Source organism: Peribacillus acanthi (assembly GCF_003073175.1).
Classification (GTDB): domain Bacteria; phylum Bacillota; class Bacilli; order Bacillales; family DSM-1321; genus Bacillus_BN; species Bacillus_BN acanthi.
Genome location: NZ_QBBX01000012.1, coordinates 47839 through 69570, shown reverse-complemented (window position 1 = coordinate 69570; position 21732 = coordinate 47839). Strand labels below are relative to the sequence as shown.

Below are 21732 nucleotides of genomic sequence, written 5' to 3'. Positions count from 1 at the left end.
AATGAAATATGATCATATTATTATCCGTTACGGAGAATTGTCGACGAAAGGAAGAAATAGAAAAGGATTTGTAGATCGATTAAGAAGAAGTATAAAAAAAGCATTACACCCTTTTCCTTCCATTAAAATAGAAGCAACGAGAGATCGGATGTATATTCTTTTAAATGAAGAGCCGGTTGAACCAATCCTTGAAAAAATAAAGGGGATATTTGGGATTCAATCATTCAGCCCTGCCGTAAAGGTTGAAAAAGATTTGGAAGAAATAAAAAAAGCTGCCCTTTTTTATGTGCAGGATATCAAAGAAGATATTCGTACTTTTAAAGTGACGACTAAACGTGCGGATAAAGAGTTCCCGTTTGATACTGATGAAATCAATCATAGTGTTGGTGGATTTGTTCTTAAAAATATCAAGAACCTTAAGGTCGATGTTAGAAAGCCAGACCTAAATCTATTAGTGGAAGTACGTAAAGAGGCTGTATTCTTGACTGGAAGAGTGATTCCTGGTGCTGGAGGTCTTCCTTATGGGACAAGCGGTAAGGCAATGCTCATGCTTTCTGGAGGAATTGATAGCCCTGTTGCTGGTTATTTATCGATGAAGAGGGGTTTAGAAATTGAGTGTATCCATTTTTATAGTCCACCATTTACAAGTGAACGCTCTAAACAAAAAGTAATTGACTTGGCAGAAGTGCTTTCTCAGATTACCGGACATATGACATTACACATTGTCCCGTTCACTTCTATACAGACACTAATTCAAAAACAAATTCCTGAAAACTATTCGATGACTACAACAAGAAGACTAATGCTAAAATTGGCTGATAAATTAAGGGAGAAAAATGAAGCATTAGCGATCGTAACCGGTGAGAGTTTAGGACAAGTTGCTAGTCAGACTCTGGACAGTATGTTTACAATTAATGAAGTTACCAATACCCCAATACTACGTCCACTTATTACAATGGATAAAAATGATATTATAGCGATAGCAAATGAACTTGGTACATTAGAAATTTCAAATCGTCCTTTTGAGGATTGCTGTACGGTATTCACACCAGCTAATCCAAAAACAAAGCCCAAACGTGACAAAGTGAATCATTATGAAAGCTTTGTTGATTTTGAGGATTTAATATCGGAAGCGGTGCAAATGACAGAGACCCTTCACTTTTCTTCAAAGGCAGAAAAGAATAAGTCAAATGAAGACTCGGATTTATTTTAATTTCCTACTCAAATGTTTAATTAAATTTGGACTTTCTGTGAACAATTACCAAAGATGATTTCGTATATAGCCATGTGTTTTTACACAATCTATTGTTACAAAGGAGGTGAAAACACATGGCAAACAACAGCTCAAACCAATTATTAGTACCAGGAGTACAAAACGCTCTTGACTCTATGAAGTATGAAATCGCTTCAGAATTCGGAGTACAACTTGGACCAGATTCTACAGCTCGCGCTAACGGTTCAGTTGGTGGTGAAATCACTAAACGTCTAGTTCAAATGGCTGAACAACAATTAGGCGGATACCAAAAATAATTAAATAAAATGGCTGCAAAAAGAGTCGACTTCGGTCGGCTCTTTTTTACATTGTTTAGGGAGTAAAATGATGTATTTAAAAACTATTATATTTAATTGTTATGGATTTCTTACAAGATTTTTTGCTTTATTTCCATATAAAAATAAATCATTTCACTTTTCTACTATTACTATATTGGAAAATTTTTATTATAAAAACAATTTAAAAAAATCTAACTATTTTGTATAATAAAGTAAAGTTGTTTAATGTTGTAATTATGAAGGGGGAGGAATATTTATGAAACGTGAAGATTTACTTGCTCCAGAAATGTACAATTTAACCAGTGAAATGGAACGCTTTGCGACAAATTCCGAAAAGAAGGCACTTTTATGGGAAGATGAAAGCGGTAACAAAAAAGAGATTACATACCAAGATTTATTCAAATCAGCGAACAAAATAAGCAATGTTTTCATAAAACATGGATTAAAACAAGGCGATACGGTGCTAGTCATCATTCCTCGTTTAGTCGAGGCATATCAAGTATATATAGCTGCATTAAAAGCAGGTTTAGTTGTAATACCAAGTTCAGAAATGCTAAAGACAAAGGATCTTCAGTATCGTATTACTCATGGTGATGTTAAGGGTGTTATTAGCTATCACCCATATACTAGTGAGTTAGAGTCAGTATCTGAATTTGAGCAGTTAGTTAAGCTATCTGTAGGGCAAGCAAAGGATGGCTGGTTACTGTTGGATGAAGAAATGAAATCTGCTTCTGAAGAATTTGAAGCTGCAGCCACAAAAGCAGAGGACATGGCCTTCTTATCCTACACTTCAGGAACTACAGGTAATCCAAAGGGTGTTGTACATACACATGGATGGGCATATGCTCACTTACGAACAGCTGCAGCAAAATGGTTATGCATTGAAGAAAGTGATACGGTTTGGGCAACTGCTGGACCAGGTTGGCAGAAATGGATTTGGAGTCCGTTCCTTTCTGTTCTAGGATCAGGTGCTACTGGATTAGTGTATAATGGCAAATTTGAACCTAAAAAGTATTTGGAATTACTTGATCAGCATGAAGTGAATGTTCTTTGTTGTACACCGACTGAATACCGTCTTATGGCAAAGGTGGACAACTTAGGAGATTATAAATTAGAAAAACTTCATAGTGCAGTTTCAGCAGGAGAACCATTAAATCGTGAAGTCATTGAGACTTTTCAAAAGCATTTCAATGTGACCGTTCGTGATGGATATGGCCAAACTGAAAATACATTATTAGTAGGAACAACAAAAGACATGGAATTAAGAGCTGGTTCAATGGGAAGACCTACTCCTGGTAACCGTGTGGAAATTGTGAATGAGCAAGGGGAGCCTTGCGCAGTTGGTGAGGTTGGGGATATTGCGGTCCATGTTGAAACTCCAGCACTTTTCAAGAATTATTATAAAGATCCAGAACGTACTGCCATGCAGTTCCGTGGAGATTATTATATTACGGGAGATAAAGCTAAAATGGATGAGGACGGATATTTCTGGTTCGAGGGTCGTGGAGACGATATTATTATCAGTTCTGGGTATACAATTGGGCCATTTGAAGTTGAGGATGCTCTTGTTAAACATCCCGCAGTTAAAGAGTGTGCTGTTGTAGCTAGTCCAGATGAAGTTCGTGGGCATGTTGTAAAAGCTTTCATCGTTTTAAGAGAAGACATTGACTCAAATGATCCTGAATTAATCTCTAAACTGCAACAACATGTAAAAGATTTGACAGCACCTTATAAATATCCAAGAAAAATTGAATTTATTGAGGAATTGCCAAAGACAACTTCAGGTAAAATTAGAAGAATCGAATTAAGACAACAAGAACAAGCATTAGCATCGAAATAAAAAGAATGTGTAGTTGATCGCAAAAAAGTAATATCATCTATAACTAAATTTGCCACTAAGAATAATAGAAAAACCCAAAGATTAACGTCTTCAATCGACTATATCTTTGGGTTTTTACGTGCACTACTTTTAATAAAGTTTGTGGAGGTATAGTAATGGCAATTATAATGGTTTAAATGAAAAGGAGTGACATTTATGGGGAAGCTTTGGCACGGTGGGACGATTTATACTATGCTTCAAGAAAATGACAAGGTAGAAGCAGTTTTTACCAACGAAGGTAAAATTATTGATACAGGAAATTATTTAGAACTTAAACATAAATATGGTAAAGAAAGTGACGAAATAGACTTAAATGGTGCAATGATGGTACCAGGATTGGTGGATGGCCACTTACACTTAATAGGTCATGGAGAAAGTCTGCTTAGATTAGATTTATCTCATATGAAGAGTAGGGAAGAAGTATTAGCAGCTGTGATGAAAAAATGTAGTGAGATTCCAGATGGAGAGTGGGTCGTAGCAGAGGGTTGGAATGAGAACAATTGGCAGAATCAAAAGATCATTACTGTGGATGAATTGGATGCAATATCTCAGAACCATCCTATTGTACTTAAAAGAGTCTGCCGTCATGCATTATTGGCTAATACAGTCGCCATGAAAGTAGGAGGGCTATCCGACCAATCAACGCCACCATCTGGGGGTGACTTTGGTAGATATGAAAATGGCAGGTTAAACGGTCTTTTTTATGACCTAGCACAATCGACGATTTTAGACCATTTACCCGGAATTAATGAAGAGTATTTGAAAAGAGCCTTACGAATTGCCATTAATGATTGTTATAGATATGGAATTACAGGTGTACATACTGAGGATTTATTTTATTATAATGGCTTTCACCCTACATACCGAGCTATTAAAGAAGTCATTGAAGAAGAACTTCCTATACGTGCACATTTACTTGTTCATCATGAAGTCATTGATGAGATGGTTTCTAGTGGTCATTTTTTCAAGAGTGGGAGCGAACTTGTAGAATTTGGTCCAATGAAGATATTTGCAGATGGGTCCCTAGGTGGTAGAACCGCACTATTAAGTAAGCCATACGGAGATGATCCAGAGAATAGAGGCCTTGCGATTTTTACACCAAAAGAGTTGATTGAGCTTGTAAAAAAAGCTAGGACTAAAAATCTTCCAGTAGCGATTCATGCGATTGGTGATGAAGCATTTTCACTTGCTTTAGGAGCCATTAAAGAATGTCCTCCTCCTGTAGGGACTAGGGATAGACTAATTCATGCATCTGTGTTAAGGAAAGATTTAATTGAGCAGTGTAAAGGTTTGTCTCTAGTGTTAGACATACAACCTGTTTTTGTTGCTTCTGATGGGAATTGGGCAATGGAACGATTAGGAAATGATCCAGTATACTTGCCTTACGCTTGGAAGACATTGATTGATGCAGGGTTAATATGTGCTGGGGGATCTGATGCTCCTATTGAAAGATTAAATCCTATATTCGGAATTCATGCAGCGATTTACAGAAAACCTTTTGAGGGTGAAGGTCATGCCTTTCTTCCTAAAGAAAGTTTAAGCATGCACCAAGCATTGCAATTATTTACTTGCAAAAATGCCTATGCTGCTTGCAATGAAGAACGTTTTGGATTAATTAAACCTGGTTATGCAGCTGATTTTACAGTGTTTCATCAGGATTTATTTACTTTACAGGAAGAGGACTTACTCCGTGCAAAAGTGAAAATGACAGTTATCGGAGAACAATCTGTTTACCATTCTTAAAGTTTTTCCTCTAGTTCCTTGAGAAATTTCAATGGTATTATTTTGCTACTCGCCTTATAATGGATTTATTTCGAATGTAGAAATAAATAGAAATGAGGACTAAAGATGAATCAATCTCAAGAGCGTGAGGGAATCTTGTATGGAGCGCTTTCCTATTTTATTTGGGGAATAGTTCCACTATATTGGAAATGGCTCGATCACGTTGGAGCAGAAGAGATATTAGCACATCGTGTTGTATGGTCTTTTGTTTTTATGATGATTCTTTTGTTAGTAACGAAAAAGTGGAATCATTTTATCATATATTTCAATGAAATAGTAAGAAATCGCAAGAAGCTGTTTGCATTGACCGTAGCATCAGTATTGGTAAGTATGAATTGGGGCATATTCATTTGGGCAATTAATGCTGATCGTATTCTCGATACTAGCCTAGGTTATTATATCAATCCATTAATCAGTGTTTTATTGGGAGTAGTTATATTAAAAGAAAAACTTTCAAGACCTCAAGTGATATCAGTAGTCCTTGCAGCAATTGGGGTAATTATTTTAACCTTCCATTTTGGCAAGTTTCCCACAATTTCATTTATCCTTGCCATAACATTTGGTTTATACGGGCTTGCAAAGAAAATGATCAATGCAGATGCCTCTATCGGTTTGACATTGGAAACGATGATGGTAGCCCCAATTGCCTTAGGATACTTTCTAATTAGTGCATTCCAAGGTCAATCTATGTTTGTTAGTTCCATAGACACCACCCTCTTATTAATAGGGGGAGGAATTGCCACCGCACTTCCTTTGTTATTTTTCGCGAAAGGTGCACAAAAGGTCTCTCTTTCCATGATGGGGTTTCTTCAGTATATTGCTCCAACATTAACTTTAATGATTGGTGTTTTTATATACCATGAAGAATTTACGAGAACCCATCTCATTTCATTCATTTTTATTTGGGTAGGTTTAATTATTTATTCTTTTTCGAAAACGAAATTCAGTATGTCTACTAATCATAAATGGAAAAGAAAACAAAAAATCGGAGCATAAAAACGATTATTAAAAACACACGGTTGGCATGGTTCCCATATGCCTACCGTGTGTTTTTTAAAACATGAAAAAGTACGCAGAGCATGTCTCTCTGCGTACTTATTACTTAGTTTTAATAGTTTTGTTTTTCTTTTTCTTACAAAAATGTCCGCTTGACCTTTTCCCAGAATGAATTGTCTTTCAGTTTAACTGTCTTGATTTTCTTATCACTTAATTTTATATGGATTTCTTGAATGTGTCGCACGCTTAATGCCTCATTATCCATTCCTATTGTCGGATAATCGTTTCCATCTTGAACGATTTTTAATGTAAGCTGTCTAGTCCCACTAAGAATAAAAGGAGATCCCAGTGTCCGATATGTATTATTATTTAACGAGGCCAATTCGCTTACTTGGAAACATTGAAGCATTGGATCTACAACAGCCCCGCTGACTGATTTGCTATACGCAGTACTTCCAGTTGGAGTGGATACAATCATTCCGTCTCCTCGGAAGGTTTCAAAGTGAAGCTGGTCGATAAATACATCGATGACGAAGGTTTTAATGATACTTGAACGAAGTGAAAGTTCGTTTAAGCAATAAAATGAGGGCTGACGGTCAAGTGAAACCTCTATAGTTGGATACTTTCGGACCTCAATCTGTTCGTTCGTCATAGCTTCGATCAGTTTCGACGTATCGTTAATAGAGAAATCACAATACATATTTAGATTTCCTGTCGTCGATATGCCAGCATAAAGACAATCTTCTCGGAAACCTGTTTTTCGAACTGCCTGTAAAAACGCACCGTCATCACCAACACTTACAATAATGTTTGCTTGATGGTGATCCTTTACTTTTACAAACCCATATCTTTCGGCCAATTCATATAAAGGTTGGACTTTTTCAAGCATATCAGAGGATTTATTATGGAAAAAGTATACATTGCGACGTCGTTCAGACATTGTGAAGCCTCCTTAGTTGAGCTTTATGGTAATTTTTACATACAATTTTTTGAGTTATTTGTTAAAATATGAAAGGTAAGTCTTATTTTATTAAATAAAATAGCAGAAGTAAAATGGACAGGTGAGAAAATAGTGATTTTATATTTGAAACATTATTTACTCATGAGACGTAAATAATAGGTATAAAAAGGAGGAATACAGAATGAATGGAAAGCGTTGGGCAGCTTTGGGTATAGCCGCTGGATTATTTATCGTATCGATATTTATTAGTATGGCATCATCATTTTTCTTTAAAGATACCGAAAACTCATTTAGCGAGTTATTGGCAATGAGTGAAGAGACCTTTACTGAAGAAGTGTTAGAAGAAGGTGATGGTTTAAATAAAATCGCTGTGTTGGATGTAGAAGGAGTCATACAAGATACAGGTGATGCGGGTACCTCACTACTAGGAACAGCTGGATATAATCATAAAGCATTTATGCAAAAACTAGATATGGTTAAAGAAGATGTTGACGTTGCGGGAATTGTCATCCGTGTTAATTCTCCTGGTGGTGGGGTTGTAGAAAGTGCTGAAATTTACGATAAAATCAATGAAATAAAAAAAGATACGAAAAAGCCAGTTTATATTTCAATGGGGTCTATGGCCGCTTCGGGTGGTTACTACATTTCTGCACCAGCAGACAAAATTTATGCGAGTCCTGAAACCCTAACCGGATCTCTTGGCGTCATTATGCAAGGATATAACTATCAAAAACTTGCAGAGAAGTACGGTGTAGAGTTCGTTACTATTAAAAGTGGGCCTCATAAAGATATTATGAGTCCAACAAGGGAAATGACCGTAGAAGAAAGAAAAATTCTTCAATCTATGATTAATAATTCTTATGAACAGTTTGTCAAAATCATCGCTGATGGTAGAGGTCTTTCAACTAGCGAAGTGAAAAAAATTGCGGACGGACGTATTTATGATGGTCGTCAAGCTAAAGAAATCGGATTAATTGATGATTTTGGTCACTTAGATGATGTCACAGCAGCTATGAAAAAAGATTTGAAATTAGATGATGCTATGGTGGTTAGGTATACAGATATAATGGGATTAGGTTCCTTCTTCTCTATGAGTGCTCAGAAGATGTTCGGTTCGGATCTGGAGATGGCCGGGTTGGCAAAAATATTGTCACAACCCAATTCTCCACGATTGATGTATCTTTATGCTGAATAGGGGGAAGAGAATATGACACATGAAAAAGAAATAAATCCCCAATTCCATGAGGGAGTCCAAGACCAAACCGATTATATGAATAAGGATGACCAGAATCTTTTGGCTAACCAACCTATTGAAAAAGTACACCTTCCTTATGCGGGTTTTTGGATGCGCTTTTGGGCATATTGTATTGATTTAATTGTAGTTGGAAGCATTGATCGCATATTAGTCAAACCGATATTAAAAGCCCTGGATATATCACCATATTCGTTACCGGTATTTACTCCATTAACCGTTGCAACCGCTATTACCTTTTATCTATATTTTGTTTTCATGACAAAAGGGTTTGGCCAGACGCTAGGGAAAATGGTACTTGGGCTAAAAGTGATCTCACTAAAAGAGGAAAACTTAAATTGGGGAACGATTATTTTTAGAGAATTTATCGGACGTTTTATATCAAAAGCTACAGTTGTGGGATACATAATTGTAGGTTTTTTACCTAAAAAACAAGGCCTTCACGACATTTTTTCAGATACTACCGTAGTTTTAGAAAGAGATCGATAAGCATAGGAAAAAAATAAAGTATTGAAGTAAACCTGCTATTGGATTAGCAGGTTTCAGATTGTCGACAAAAGACATCGAGAGGCCTCCCTCTCGATGTCTTTTGTCATTTTTGGATAGGATTGCGGGTAAAATACGTTGATTTCCGCTCCAGGCACTTGCTTTCCGGGGGGCAGGCGGTGAGCTTCCTCGTCGCTAACGCTCCTGCGGGAGGAGGCTCAAGTCACACCCCGCGGAAAGCGTTCGCCCGGAACGGAAATCAACGGATTATCTAGTATATAAATTATTTTAATTGAAAAAAGACTTTAGACAAACTCTTAATTCTTAGAGTTTGTCTAAAGTCTGAAACCTGTTATTGGATTAGCAGGTTTATTTTTTTTCTTTTAGCTAATAATGATAGGCTGAAAGGTTGTGAAAAAGGTATGTATTGGTCTATAGCAATCATTTCGTTATTTATTATTTTACTTGTTATCATTCTTTTTACAAAAGTAACAGTAGAGGTATTTTATTATCACGGTCAAGATAATGATCAGCTAACGTTAAGGATTAGAGCGCTCTTTAATATAGTGAAGAAAAAAATTGATGTACCATTAATTAAGGTGGATGATAATTCCCCTACGATAGTGATGAAGGAAAAGGTTCAATCAGGCGAGGATGACTCGAAGGCAAAGAAGAAGGTACAGCAATTCTCAGCACAGGATTTCTTAAATGGACTTCATGATACAAAAGAATTGGTTATCCATATTATCGGTCTGCACACCATTATCAAAAAGTTCCTTCAAACAGTCACCGTTCACAGTTTTCATTGGCATAGCATGATTGGAACTGGAGATGCGGCATTGACTGGAACAATCGTAGGTGGTGCCTGGGGTTTAAAAGGTGTCATTGTCGGGATTTTAACACAATATTTAAGATTTCAAGTTAGTCCTGACTATACGATTACACCCAGTTATCAATATGCTGTTTCTCTTACAAAAGTCCATTGCATAATTCGGTTTAGAGTGGGAAATGCTATCATGGCAGGATTAAAGTTTCTACGTTTTTGGCGAGGTGGGAGACCGTCATTCAAGACAAAACCCTTATCGTCCTTATCCAATGAAGGTAAAAATCCGACAGTATGATAGGAGGAGAAAATATGTCTGATAATCATCCAATTCAAGGTTTGATGAACTCTGCAATGGAAAATTTAAAGCAAATGATAGATGTTAATACCATTATTGGAGACCCGGTTGAAACGCCAGATGGTAGTGTCATATTAACAGTATCGAAAGTAGGATTTGGATTTGCTGCAGGGGGAAGTGAATTCCATCTTGACTCTCATGAACATGGCAACAATCAAAATCATTACAAGCATCCTTTTGGAGGGGGTAGTGGGGGCGGTGTTTCCATTACACCAATCGCATTTCTAGTAGTAAATGGGAATGGTGTGAAGATGATGCATTTAGATCAAAGCACTCATTTATTCGAGAAGATTTTGGACTCTGCACCAGCAGCTATGGAGAAAATTCAAGGAATGTTCTCTAAAAAGGATCAGCCATCTTCAGGAACATACTCTACTCCCAACATAGAGCCTAAACAAGACTTGGATATATAAAACCTGTAACCCATCGTTCAGAACAGGAATGGATGGGTTTTCATTTGTTGGTTAGGAAATTATAATCTAGACCTGTGGATAACTTATCATATACAAATTGTCCAAGTCTATTTTATCGATTTTTAATCTGGTATTAGTTAAATAATTGCAAAAATTCACATGTAAGTCTATGATTACACTATACATATAGTTTTTTAGGAGGAAATTATCTATGGCAACTATTACTTTTAAGCACAATCCTGTTACTTTACTTGGGAATGAAGTGAAGGTAGGAGATCAAGCTCCAGATTTTACGGTTTTGGCAAATGATATGTCACCTGTTACTTTAGCGGATTCAAAAGGCCAAGTTCGCCTAATCAGTGTAGTCCCGTCAGTTGACACAGGCGTTTGTGATGCTCAAACTCGTAAGTTCAACGAAGCAGCTTCACAATTGGATAATGTTAAAATTTTGACGATCAGCGTGGATCTACCATTTGCTCAAAAGCGTTGGTGTGCAGCTGCTGGAATCGAAAACGTTCAAACACTTTCTGACCATCGTGATCTTTCTTTTGGAGAAGCTTATGGGGTGCATATTAAAGAATTGCGTTTATTAGCTCGTGCAGTGTTTGTAGTGGACTCTAACGATACTGTTACTTATGTGGAATATGTAAGTGAAGGTACTGATCATCCGAATTATGAAGCGGCTATTGAAGCAGCGAAAGCAGCAAAGTAAATTCTATAGTAGTTTCATGAATAGGGAGAACCTGGCTAATTGCCGGGTTTTTCTTTTTGCTTTAAACACCTAATGAGTATTACAATAAAGGACAGAAGTAAAATGCCAGGAGGATGAAATGGATAAATTCCTAACAGTTGAACAGTTATTTCAATTATTTGATTCAACATCAAAGATGCTACAAGAAGAATTGGATTGTACATACTTAGAGGCTTTAGCAGAAAGTGGAGAAAACTTATTCCACGGAGATGTCATCCAAGATGAATTGAGTGAAATCACGAAGAAAAGATTAGCAAAACAATATGCAGAAATAAATTTAGACAAATATAGTCGAGAAGACATCCGTAAGGGATATCAGCTTGCAATTTTAAAGGGAATGCAGGAAAATGTCCAACCCAATCATCAAATGACACCAGATTCAATGGGGATGTTTATCGGGTATCTTGTTGGTAAGCTAACGAAAGGACAGCCTTCCTTTTCTCTATTAGATCCTGCTGTTGGAACAGGAAATTTGTTATTTACTGTGATAAATTCCTTGCCTGATAAAAAGATTCAAAGCTATGGATCAGATGTAGACGAAGTACTTGTCAAACTCTCTTATATTGGAGCAAATTTGATGGAGCATTCTGTGCAATTCTTTAATCAGGATAGCTTAGAGCCATTATTTGTAGACCCTGTTGATATCGTTGTATCAGATTTACCTATCGGCTATTATCCCAATGATATTAGGGCAAATGAATATGAGATTAGAGCAGAGGAAGGACATACCTTTGCACACCACTTATTCATTGAACAAAGTGTCAATCATTTAAAGCCAGGTGGCTATGGGGTATTTCTCATTCCAAACAATCTGTTTGAATCATCACAATCTCCATTACTACATGAATATATTAAGCATCATGCCTATATCCAAGGAATCGTACAATTGCCGAATTCCATGTTCAAAAGTGAAGCTGCGGCAAAAAGCATCTTGATTATCCAAAAGAAATCCATTGAAGTAACCCAACCTAAAAATGCGTTGTTAGTCCAATTACCTAAACTCTCTAACCAAGAAGCAATGACTGGGATCTTGGCAAAGATTGATCATTGGTTTGTGGAGGAAAAATAAATTAAGTCAAAAGACTCGAGGTATCGGGTCTTTTTTTTGTACATAATTGCCTAAAATCTCTGAATTGATTTACTTTTATATGTAAACGATACCAATTTTACTTCCTTCTTGAAAAGCATGTTACACAATGATTAAATGGGGAAATGTAAGTAATGATAATAAAACGACGACTATAAAATTATAAGATATTCCAGTAAGCGATATATAAAGGAGCGTAAACGATGTCAAAGATTATTGCTATCAATGCAGGAAGCTCTTCATTAAAGTTCCAGCTATTTGAAATGCCGAGCGAGAAGGTCATCACAAAAGGATTAGTTGAAAGAATTGGATTAAATGATTCAGTTTTCACAATTACTGTAAAAGATGAGAAAGTAAAAGAAATTACAGATATTCCGAATCATGATGTAGCGGTAAAAATGCTACTAGATAAATTAATCAAACATGATATTATCCAATCTTTCGATGAAATTGAAGGGGTAGGACATCGTGTGGTTCATGGTGGCGAGGTATTCAATGACTCTGTAATGATTACAGAGGAAGTTTTGAAGCAAATCGAAGAACTCTCTGATCTTGCACCACTGCATAACCCTGCTAACATTACAGGAATTAAAGCTTTTCAACAGATTTTAAAAGACGTGCCTTCCGTTGCTGTCTTTGATACAGCTTTCCATCAAACTATGCCTGAGAGCTCTTATTTGTATAGCTTACCATATGAATACTATAAAGACTTTGGCATCCGAAAATATGGTTTTCATGGAACTTCTCACAAATATGTTTCCGAGAGAGCGGCAGAAATGTTAGGAAGACCAGTAGAGCAACTTCGTTTAATTTCATGTCATTTAGGTAATGGTGCAAGTATTGCTGCAATTGAAGCTGGTAAATCAATTGATACTTCTATGGGCTTCACTCCTTTAGCAGGAGTAACTATGGGTACAAGATCTGGAAACATTGACCCTGCCTTAATTCCATACATCATGGAAAAGACAGGGAAAAATGCAGATGAAGTACTGGATGTATTGAATAAAAAGAGCGGTATGCTAGGAGTATCCGGATTCTCTAGTGACCTTCGTGACATTGAAATTCAAGCAGAACAAAAAAATGAACGTGCAGAGCTTGCGTTAGAAGTTTTTGCAAATAGAATTCATAAATATATTGGTTCTTATGCTTCACGTATGAGTGGGGTAGACGCTATCATTTTCACAGCTGGGATTGGTGAAAATAGCGATATCATTCGTGCAAAAGTTTTAAGAGGACTTGAATTCATGGGAGTGTATTGGGATCCAGCATTGAATAAAACTAGAGGAGAGGAAGCATTTATTAGTTATCCACATTCTCCAGTTAAAGTCATGGTCATTCCGACAAACGAAGAGGTCATGATTGCTCGTGACGTTCAGAGATTAACTAAATAATTTTTATAAAATATAAGGGTTAACCTGAGTTTTTTCTTGGGTTAGCCCTTTTTTATTAATTTTTATGCTGTGTTATACTATAGATAACATAAAAGGAAATGTATGGATAATGAAGGGGGATGTTGGTGTGTGGAATAAACGTGAGGAAGAAGCTTGGATAGAGATACAAAAATGGGAAGAACAACTGCATCATTATGAACCTTCCGATTTTCAGCTACTGTACGATAAAGGGCTGGAAGCTAGTTTTTCCCTTCTATCAGAAGACATACAACGTCAGTTTTTCTCTAAAATGGATACTTGGTTATTTCATTTGCACGCCCTAGTTCAAAACTCTCAATTCCAGCAAGACGCTCGGGAAAGGATTCTTTCATCTGCAAGAGTATTCCATGAAGATGTTGACTCAATTTCTGATCTTCATTATCTTTCAATAGATAAGTTAACATTTATTGCTGAACAACAAATTGCCAAGCATCGTCTATACTCTTTTTCACAAGGGGGATTGAGTGGAATGGGGGGTACGGTATTGTTAGGCTCTGATTTGCCAGCAATGACTGTTATCAATCTACGCATGGTTCAGTTGATTGCCATGAGCTATGGTTTTGAAGTTAACACACCATTTGAAATGATGCTCTCATTAAAGGTTTTTCATGCTGGTACTTTGCCTAAACGACTGCAAAAGTACAGTTGGGAAGAATTAATGGAAGATATCAGGAATAACGAAGATGAATATTTTTATAAAGGCAAAGAAGAAATGACTAATATATCGTGGCTTGAACAGCCAATGAAGCAAATACTAAAAGTCATGGCTATCTCTGCATTAAAGAAGAAAAAATTTCAAGGGTTACCTCTCATAAGCATGGCGATTGGTGCAGGAAGCAATTATCAAATAACAAGAAGGGTAAGTGAGTTTGCCCATAATTTTTATAAGTACAGATTTTTGAATGGAAAAAAGGATTAAAAGAATGCTCTAAAGTCTGTAAACTTTATGATTTTAAAGATTGTGATACCTTGATACCCCACAAAAACTCGTCAAAATCCAGACGAGTTTTTTGTGTTTTTATAAATGCGACCTCTGTGAAACACCTTGATTTGCCCGATACCACAACCATAAATCATTAATAATGGATGCATGCTGGGCAATTTCTGTATTTAGTCGACACGAAATTTCAAAGTCATTTTCAGATGAAAGTTGCATCTGCATATTATCAATGATTCTTTCAAGTTCTTTTATGCGATCTGGAATACTTCCTCTGATTTTCTCCCATTGTAAAAGCAAAATCTGTTGTTCATCAACATGTATGTCATCCCAGTTACGCTGTAAATCAGGAATATTAATGCCAAGTCGCTCATCATAGATAAAAAATCCCATCATGTTTGCTACCTCCTAGCGTACCGATTATTCATTATTGTACTACAAATATTGAAAACGGAATAATTTACTGAATATTAAAACTCTTAATTTTCTACACAAATGTTCTTGATTTTATGAGATAAAGCTGATAAATTTAAACACATAAATGAATAAATATAAAAAGATATGAATTTTTATTCTATAAATAGGGAGGAAATATTAATGGCACAAGGAAAGATTGTTTTAGCTTATTCAGGTGGGTTAGATACTTCCGTTGCGATAAAATGGTTGCAAGAACAAGGTTATGAGGTTATTGCGTGTTGTTTAGATGTAGGGGAAGGAAAAGACTTAGAGTTCATCAAAAATAAGGCGTTAATGGTTGGTGCCAGTAAGTCCTATGTAATTGATGCAAAAGAGGAATTTGCTCAAGAGTTTGCTCTTGTTGCCATGCAAGCTCATACCCTATATGAAGGGAAATATCCATTAGTATCAGCATTATCACGTCCATTAATTGCAAAAAAACTAGTTGAAATTGCAGAGCTAGAAGGTGCTGTGGCGGTAGCTCATGGATGTACAGGTAAAGGAAATGACCAAGTTCGTTTTGAGGTTTCCATTCAAGCATTAAATCCTAATTTGAAAGTGGTAGCTCCTGTGCGTGAATGGAGCTGGTCACGTGAAGAAGAAATCCAATATGCATTAGAAAAAGATATTCCAATCCCTATTAATCTAGATAGCCCTTTCTCTATTGATCAAAATCTTTGGGGAAGAAGTAATGAATGTGGAATTTTAGAAGATCCTTGGGCTGCCCCACCAGAAGAAGCTTACGAACTGACTGTTGGGCTGGAGGTAACGCCAGATAAGCCTGATTTAGTTGAAATAGATTTCGTCCAAGGGGTTCCGGTAGCATTGAACGGCGTTTCTTATCCATTATCTGATTTAATCTTAGAATTGAATAAGCTCGCGGGAAAACATGGCGTTGGACGTATTGACCATGTTGAAAATCGTTTGGTTGGTATAAAATCACGTGAAGTATATGAGTGCCCTGGTGCTATTACATTAATTAAAGCGCATAAAGAATTAGAAGATATCACTCTAGTAAAAGAAGTTGCACATTTCAAGCCAAATATCGAGAAAAAACTTACAGAGTTAATCTATGAAGGGTTATGGTTCTCACCTTTGAAAGATGCTTTACTAGCCTTTTTGAAAGAAACACAAAAAACAGTTAATGGAACTGTACGAGTAAAATTATTCAAAGGTCATGCAATCATTGAAGGGCGTAAATCGGAAAATTCTCTATATGATGAAAAGTTAGCAACTTATACATCTGATGATGAGTTCGATCATACAGCGGCTGTAGGCTTCATTTCATTATGGGGACTTCCTACAAAAGTGAATAGTATTGTAAATAGTAAAAAGAAGGTGGGCGTGTGAAAAAGTTATGGGGTGGAAGATTTACGAAATCGGCAGAGCAATGGGTAGATGAATTCGGAGCTTCCATTTCATTTGATCAGGAGCTTGTCATGGAAGACATCCAGGGAAGCATCGCCCACGTTACGATGCTTGGTAAATGCGGAATCTTACCACAAGTTGATGTTGAAAAAATTAAGGTAGGATTAGAGAACTTACAACAGAAAGCGGAGTTAGGTGAGCTACAATATTCAATCAAAATGGAAGATATCCATTTGAATTTGGAGAGCTATTTAATAGAGGATGTTGGTCCTGTAGGAGGGAAACTTCATACAGGAAGAAGTCGAAATGATCAAGTGGCTACTGACATGCATCTATACTTAAAGAATCAGACTTTAAATGTGATTGAGTTAATAAAAGAGTTGCAAATTGCACTTATCGAGCAAGCTGAGCAACATATTGAAACCATTGTTCCAGGATATACTCATTTACAACGGGCTCAGCCTATTTCTTTTGCTCATCATCTCATGGCTTATTTTTGGATGTTAGAGCGTGATAAACAGCGATTTACTGAATGCTTAAAACGGATCAATATTTCTCCTCTTGGGGCTGGTGCTTTGGCAGGTACTACTTTTCCTATTGATCGTGAATATTCTGCTAAATTATTGGGATTCGATGGAATCTATGAAAATAGTTTAGATGCAGTAAGTGATCGTGATTTTATTTTAGAATTCTTAAGTCATTCTTCCATTCTGTTCATGCACCTTTCACGATTAAGCGAGGAAATCATTCTTTGGTCCAGTCAGGAATTCCAATTTATAGAATTGGATGATGCTTTCTCGACGGGATCTAGTATCATGCCACAAAAGAAAAATCCAGACATGGCTGAACTGATTCGAGGTAAAACTGGACGTGTATATGGGAATCTTTTTGGATTGCTAACAGTCTTAAAAGGCTTACCACTTGCCTACAATAAAGATCTGCAAGAAGATAAAGAAGGAATGTTTGATACCGTTAAGACGGTAATCGGTTCATTGAAGATTTTTACGGGAATGATTGCTACAATGAAAGTAAATACATCTGTCATGGAGAATGCTACAAAATCAGATTTCTCTAATGCTACTGAGCTTGCTGATTATCTCGCTAATAAGGGAATGCCTTTTAGGGAAGCTCATGAAGTGGTTGGAAAACTCGTATTGACATGCATTCAAAAGGGCTGTTATTTAGCAGATTTGGACATGATGGAATACAAGCTGGCTTCGGAGTTGTTTGAAGGAGATATTTATGACGCTCTTCAACCATACAATGCGGTTAATCGACGGAACAGTGCTGGTGGAACGGGTTTTGTACAAGTGCAAATTGCGATTGAAAAAGCGAAGAAATTAGTAAAATAAGTTAATAGGGAAGGATTCGTAATTCAAATTGAACTTGCGAATCCTTCCCTATTTTTTTCACTTTAGGAATGTATACATTGGTAGCAGAGAGAAGGGGACAAATGTTTGCAATTTTAGAAATGAGGTCTCAGTTACAACTCTAAGACCTGACGACAGTAATCTTAAATTAAATGTATATTTAAAAAACGATAAGAATAAAATTCAAAAAGATAATAATTTATTGTAAAACAATAAAATTACTGTTAAAGTAAAATTGGAAATAATAAAGTGGGGTGCTTTTTTTGAAACGAGAAACATTCTTTTTAAAGTGCGTTGTCGTACTTATGGTACTTCCTGTCCTTGCTTTGTGCATATTTGTGTTACCAGTGATAGCTGAATTTTTTGCAGAGTTAAATCCAAAGTTAGATTTTTTGCAATATCCCTTTTTAATTGGGTTGTATGTGACAGCGATTGTATTTTTTGTAGCGTTGTATCAGACTCTAAAACTTTTAAGCTATATTGACAAGAACGAGGCATTTTCGGAATTATCTGTAGCAGCCTTGAAGAAAATCAAATACTGTGCCATCACCATCAGTGCCTTATATGTGTTATTTATGCCACTTTTATATCTTATGGCAGAGGTAGATGATGCTCCAGGTATTATACTAATCGGAATGGTCATTATTTTTGGATGCATAGTGATCTCTGTCTTTGCTGCTGTCCTTCAAAAGCTATTAAAAAATGCTATCGATATTAAATCAGAAAATGATTTAACGGTCTGAGGTGAAAATAATGGCAATTATTATCAATATTGATGTGATGCTGGCTAAAAGGAAGATGAGCGTAACAGAACTTTCGGAGAGGGTTGGAATTACTATGGCTAACCTTTCTATATTGAAAAATGGAAAGGCAAAAGCGATTAGGCTTTCAACTTTAGAGGCAATTTGCAAAGCATTAGAATGTCAACCAGGAGATATTTTAGAATACCGAAGTGATGAGAACGTATAGACAAGATTTACTTAAATTCAGAAAAAACCATAGGAGGCAGAAATTATGATAGCGATAAAACAGCTCGTTCGTTTTGGGTGGGAGCAGGCCCTATCATGTTTATTTCCTGTCGTAATTTTTTCCTCTTTGGCTTTTACACAAATTATGCCACTTCCATTCTTAGCGCGGTATGACTGGCTGCTGATTATCTGCCTTTTGATGCAATGGTGGATGGTTCGTTCTGGACTTGAAACAAGGGATGAACTAAAGGTAATTACACTGTTCCACCTTATAGGACTTGCCCTTGAGCTTTATAAGGTACATATGGGCTCCTGGTCTTATCCAGAGGAAGGATACTTTAAAGTTTTTGGTGTGCCTTTGTATAGCGGATTCATGTACGCAAGTGTAGCGAGTTATCTTTGCCAAGCGTGGAGAAGGCTAAAGGTTGAACTAGTTAGATGGCCATCGCTTTTGGTAGTTGTACCTCTGGCTGCTGCGATATATTTGAATTTTTTCACCCATCATTATTGGATAGACATTCGTTGGTGGCTATCTGGACTAGTAATGATCGTTTTTTGGCAATCATGGGTCACGTACGAGGTTAATGGAACTCGTTATCGTATGCCACTCGCACTTTCTTTTATGCTCATCGGATTTTTTATATGGATAGCTGAGAATATCGCTACGTTCTTTGGAGCTTGGGAATATCCAAACCAAATTGATACATGGAGTCTCGTTCATTTAGGAAAGGTGAGCTCTTGGCTCTTATTAGTGATTGTTAGCTTTCTTATTGTAGCGACGTTAAAGCAGGTAAAGGGAACCACTAGAGTAAATACTAGTCAATATTTATAACTGTAAGAACTTTATGTAAAAAAGTCGGATCCTGAACAATGTTTAGGAGTCCGACTTTTTTTGTTGTAGTTCTCTTAAGGGTGATCAATTTTAAAAAGCACGGTGCAAATATTTCACATTTTAATGAACTAGAGCAATTTTATACCATGTGGTTATATTAGACAGTTCGAACAATTAGTGTATCACAAGAAGCATAACGAGTGATGTGTTCTGAAACGCTTCCAATAAAGAATCGTTCGACCGCATTTAAGCCTGTAGCCCCACAAATGATTAAATCTATTTCATATTTTTTGGAGAGGTCTTTCGGTATTTTGATTTTTGGAGAGCCGTAATCAATTGCTAGCGTGACATGAGAAATTCCTTCAGCTTTGGCTTCGGTTTCATACTTTTCTAGCAATTCTTTTGCATAGACTTCAGAACGAAGGGCCACTTCTTGGTCATATGATTCAAATGTTACGAAATTCCGAGTATCAATGACATGAGCGATCACAATAGAAGCATGATTTCGTTTTGAAATCTGTACAGCTTTTTTAAATGCCCATTCTGCTTCTTGAGATCCATCTACAGCAACAAGAATGTTTTGATAATTTAATTCCATAACTATCTCCCCCTTTTACATTATTATACAATATCCTTCCCTGTATAAATGTTTCTGATTTACGAACAATACTGAGAAAAGAGGAAGGAGGGATACATATGGAAAAGAAAAGACCCGCTCAATTCATTTATGATGATTCAGCACAAAGTGAAACCATCCAACAAATTTCTGAATCTTATACAAGTGGTGAAGTAGCTGAACAAAATGCTACTAACCAGGAAAACAAAGAAAATCAAGAATTACAGCAAAATCAATCAAATGAATCCAATATATTCGAAGGCTAAAACATTGGGAAAGTAAACTTCAAGCTGAGGTTTACTTTTTTTTTTGTACTTTAAGAAGCAAGCATTGTGGTCGATTTTAGAAATAAAATCAACTAGACTTTTATGCCTCGCACTAAGATTCGGAGATAGTCTAGTTTTCAAATCTTTGAAAGATCAAATTGTTAATTTTGTTAGTAACAGAAAAAAATGTTATGACAGCTTTTTTTTATAATCCATGATTAGGAAATTTGGATAAGAAAAATTAAGTCAAAGTCCCTCACAAAAATAAGCTTTCTAACGAATGTTTATAAGTATGTACAAAAATCATCATAGAGTGACTTAACGCGGGAGAGTAGAAAATGTCAGAAGAAAGATATAGATATCGTCAGGAACGTAAACAAGCTGAAAAAATGAAAAGAAACCAACAAAGAAGTAAAAAAATCTTTAAAAAAGGATCTATGTTAAAAAAAGTGATAATGGTCTGTTTGGTGCTAGGACTTCTATCATTAGGAGCAGGCGTCATTGCGTTTGCTTCAATGATAAAGGATGCACCAAATTTAGATTCTTCTAAACTAGTTGATCCTCTTTCTACTAAATTTTATGATATTAACGGAAATTTCATCTATGAATATGGGAAGGAAAAGCGAACAAAAATTACGTATAGTCAAGTTCCAAAAGTGTTGGAACAGGCGTTTATAGCAACGGAGGATTCCCGATTTTATGAACATGAGGGTATCGATATAAAGAGGACTTCCAAGGCAATTTTTGTGAACCTAACCGGAGATTTTGGTTCTCAGGGAGGTAGTACCATAACACAACAAGTGATAAAAAACTCATTTTTAACACCAGAAAAAACATTGAAGAGAAAAGTTCAAGAGTGGAACTTAGCGTATCATCTGGAACAACAGTATTCTAAACAGGAAATTTTAATGATGTACTTGAATAAAATCTTCCTCGGTAACCGTTCCTACGGGGTAGCAGCTGCAGCCAAGAACTATTATGGGATTGAAGAAAAGGATTTGAAAAAATTGACTCTGTCACAAGCAGCCATGTTAGCTGGACTGCCCCAGAGTCCGAATCATTACGATCCTTCAAAACCCGAAAATATAGAAGCGGCCACCGAGCGTCGTGATTTAGTATTAAGTTTGATGCATAGACACGGATTTATTAC

General features: G+C 36.4%; 23 protein-coding genes. 20 read left to right on the top strand and 3 right to left on the bottom strand.

Features of this window, described 5'->3' with window-relative positions:
• Position 1: 1 nt before the first annotated feature.
• The 5 genes from thiI (at position 2) to rarD (ending at position 6208) form a co-directional block, all read left to right on the top strand.
• Entirely contained in the window at positions 2-1213 is a 1212-nt protein-coding gene (gene thiI / locus DBX25_RS13315; protein WP_108671301.1) for a tRNA uracil 4-sulfurtransferase ThiI, read from the top strand.
• A 116-nt stretch (positions 1214-1329) separates the two neighbouring features.
• Positions 1330-1530 carry an alpha/beta-type small acid-soluble spore protein gene (locus DBX25_RS13310; RefSeq protein ID WP_108671300.1) on the top strand — a complete coding sequence of 67 codons (201 nt, stop codon included), beginning with the start codon at positions 1330-1332 and terminating at the stop codon, positions 1528-1530.
• A gap of 277 nt (positions 1531-1807) precedes the next feature.
• Complete coding sequence (mbcS, locus tag DBX25_RS13305; RefSeq protein WP_108671299.1) at positions 1808-3391, top strand: acyl-CoA synthetase MbcS; 1584 nt, start codon at positions 1808-1810, stop codon at positions 3389-3391.
• Positions 3392-3586: 195 nt separating this feature from the next.
• The gene (locus tag DBX25_RS13300) at positions 3587-5173 is read left to right on the top strand and encodes an amidohydrolase (RefSeq protein WP_108671298.1); all 1587 of its coding nucleotides are present in this window, start codon (positions 3587-3589) and stop codon (positions 5171-5173) included.
• 105 nt (positions 5174-5278) lie between these two features.
• Positions 5279-6208 (top strand): EamA family transporter RarD, encoded by a 930-nt coding sequence (gene rarD, locus DBX25_RS13295; RefSeq protein WP_108671297.1) that lies wholly within the window; start codon positions 5279-5281, stop codon positions 6206-6208.
• A gap of 136 nt (positions 6209-6344) precedes the next feature.
• On the opposite strand, the gene DBX25_RS13290 is transcribed toward rarD, so the two are convergent.
• Positions 6345-7148: an NAD kinase gene (locus tag DBX25_RS13290; RefSeq protein ID WP_108671296.1), complete on the bottom strand. Its 804-nt coding sequence runs from the start codon at positions 7146-7148 to the stop codon at positions 6345-6347.
• Between the two features lie 202 nt (positions 7149-7350).
• Between DBX25_RS13290 and sppA the strand changes: the two genes are divergently transcribed.
• From sppA to DBX25_RS13250, 8 genes are all read left to right on the top strand, one after another.
• Positions 7351-8364, top strand: coding sequence for a signal peptide peptidase SppA (gene sppA / locus DBX25_RS13285; RefSeq protein WP_108671295.1), 1014 nt, complete (start codon positions 7351-7353; stop codon positions 8362-8364).
• A gap of 75 nt (positions 8365-8439) precedes the next feature.
• Positions 8440-8910: an RDD family protein gene (locus tag DBX25_RS13280; protein ID WP_240620305.1), complete on the top strand. Its 471-nt coding sequence runs from the start codon at positions 8440-8442 to the stop codon at positions 8908-8910.
• Positions 8911-9329: 419 nt separating this feature from the next.
• Positions 9330-10028: a DUF2953 domain-containing protein gene (locus DBX25_RS13275; RefSeq protein ID WP_108671293.1), complete on the top strand. Its 699-nt coding sequence runs from the start codon at positions 9330-9332 to the stop codon at positions 10026-10028.
• Positions 10029-10042: 14 nt separating this feature from the next.
• Positions 10043-10501 carry a GerW family sporulation protein gene (gene ytfJ / locus DBX25_RS13270; RefSeq protein ID WP_108671292.1) on the top strand — a complete coding sequence of 153 codons (459 nt, stop codon included), beginning with the start codon at positions 10043-10045 and terminating at the stop codon, positions 10499-10501.
• Between the two features lie 211 nt (positions 10502-10712).
• Positions 10713-11213 (top strand): thiol peroxidase, encoded by a 501-nt coding sequence (gene tpx / locus DBX25_RS13265; protein ID WP_108671291.1) that lies wholly within the window; start codon positions 10713-10715, stop codon positions 11211-11213.
• Between the two features lie 118 nt (positions 11214-11331).
• On the top strand, positions 11332-12321 hold the full coding sequence (locus tag DBX25_RS13260) for a class I SAM-dependent methyltransferase (protein WP_108671290.1): 990 nt from the start codon (positions 11332-11334) through the stop codon (positions 12319-12321).
• A 221-nt stretch (positions 12322-12542) separates the two neighbouring features.
• Positions 12543-13730: an acetate kinase gene (locus DBX25_RS13255; protein WP_108671289.1), complete on the top strand. Its 1188-nt coding sequence runs from the start codon at positions 12543-12545 to the stop codon at positions 13728-13730.
• Between the two features lie 127 nt (positions 13731-13857).
• Positions 13858-14688, top strand: a complete 831-nt coding sequence (locus DBX25_RS13250; protein WP_420812952.1) for an EcsC family protein — start codon at positions 13858-13860, stop codon at positions 14686-14688.
• 99 nt (positions 14689-14787) lie between these two features.
• Here DBX25_RS13250 and DBX25_RS13245 read toward each other — a convergent pair whose 3' ends face one another.
• A complete protein-coding gene (locus DBX25_RS13245) occupies positions 14788-15102 on the bottom strand; it encodes a hypothetical protein (RefSeq protein ID WP_108671287.1) in 315 nt (104 codons plus the stop codon).
• A 201-nt stretch (positions 15103-15303) separates the two neighbouring features.
• On the opposite strand from DBX25_RS13245, the gene DBX25_RS13240 reads away from it, so the two are divergent.
• From DBX25_RS13240 to DBX25_RS13220, 5 genes are all read left to right on the top strand, one after another.
• The gene (locus DBX25_RS13240) at positions 15304-16512 is read left to right on the top strand and encodes an argininosuccinate synthase (protein WP_108671286.1); all 1209 of its coding nucleotides are present in this window, start codon (positions 15304-15306) and stop codon (positions 16510-16512) included.
• On the top strand, positions 16509-17882 hold the full coding sequence (gene argH / locus DBX25_RS13235; RefSeq protein ID WP_108671285.1) for an argininosuccinate lyase: 1374 nt from the start codon (positions 16509-16511) through the stop codon (positions 17880-17882). The genes DBX25_RS13240 and argH overlap by 4 nt, the downstream gene beginning before the upstream one ends.
• Positions 17883-18205: 323 nt before the next feature.
• Positions 18206-18643 (top strand): DUF2975 domain-containing protein, encoded by a 438-nt coding sequence (locus tag DBX25_RS13230; protein WP_205685236.1) that lies wholly within the window; start codon positions 18206-18208, stop codon positions 18641-18643.
• Positions 18644-18653: 10 nt separating this feature from the next.
• Positions 18654-18869, top strand: a complete 216-nt coding sequence (locus tag DBX25_RS13225; RefSeq protein WP_108671283.1) for a helix-turn-helix domain-containing protein — start codon at positions 18654-18656, stop codon at positions 18867-18869.
• Between the two features lie 45 nt (positions 18870-18914).
• Positions 18915-19700 (top strand): DUF817 domain-containing protein, encoded by a 786-nt coding sequence (locus DBX25_RS13220; RefSeq protein WP_108671282.1) that lies wholly within the window; start codon positions 18915-18917, stop codon positions 19698-19700.
• Positions 19701-19857: 157 nt separating this feature from the next.
• Here DBX25_RS13220 and DBX25_RS13215 read toward each other — a convergent pair whose 3' ends face one another.
• Positions 19858-20298: a universal stress protein gene (locus tag DBX25_RS13215; protein ID WP_108671281.1), complete on the bottom strand. Its 441-nt coding sequence runs from the start codon at positions 20296-20298 to the stop codon at positions 19858-19860.
• Between the two features lie 98 nt (positions 20299-20396).
• Here DBX25_RS13215 and DBX25_RS13210 point away from each other — a divergent pair, with 98 nt between their 5' ends.
• Positions 20397-20582 carry a hypothetical protein gene (locus DBX25_RS13210; RefSeq protein ID WP_108671280.1) on the top strand — a complete coding sequence of 62 codons (186 nt, stop codon included), beginning with the start codon at positions 20397-20399 and terminating at the stop codon, positions 20580-20582.
• 338 nt (positions 20583-20920) lie between these two features.
• The coding region (locus DBX25_RS21385) for a transglycosylase domain-containing protein (protein ID WP_240620301.1) at positions 20921-21732 on the top strand (812 nt) is incomplete at its 3' end.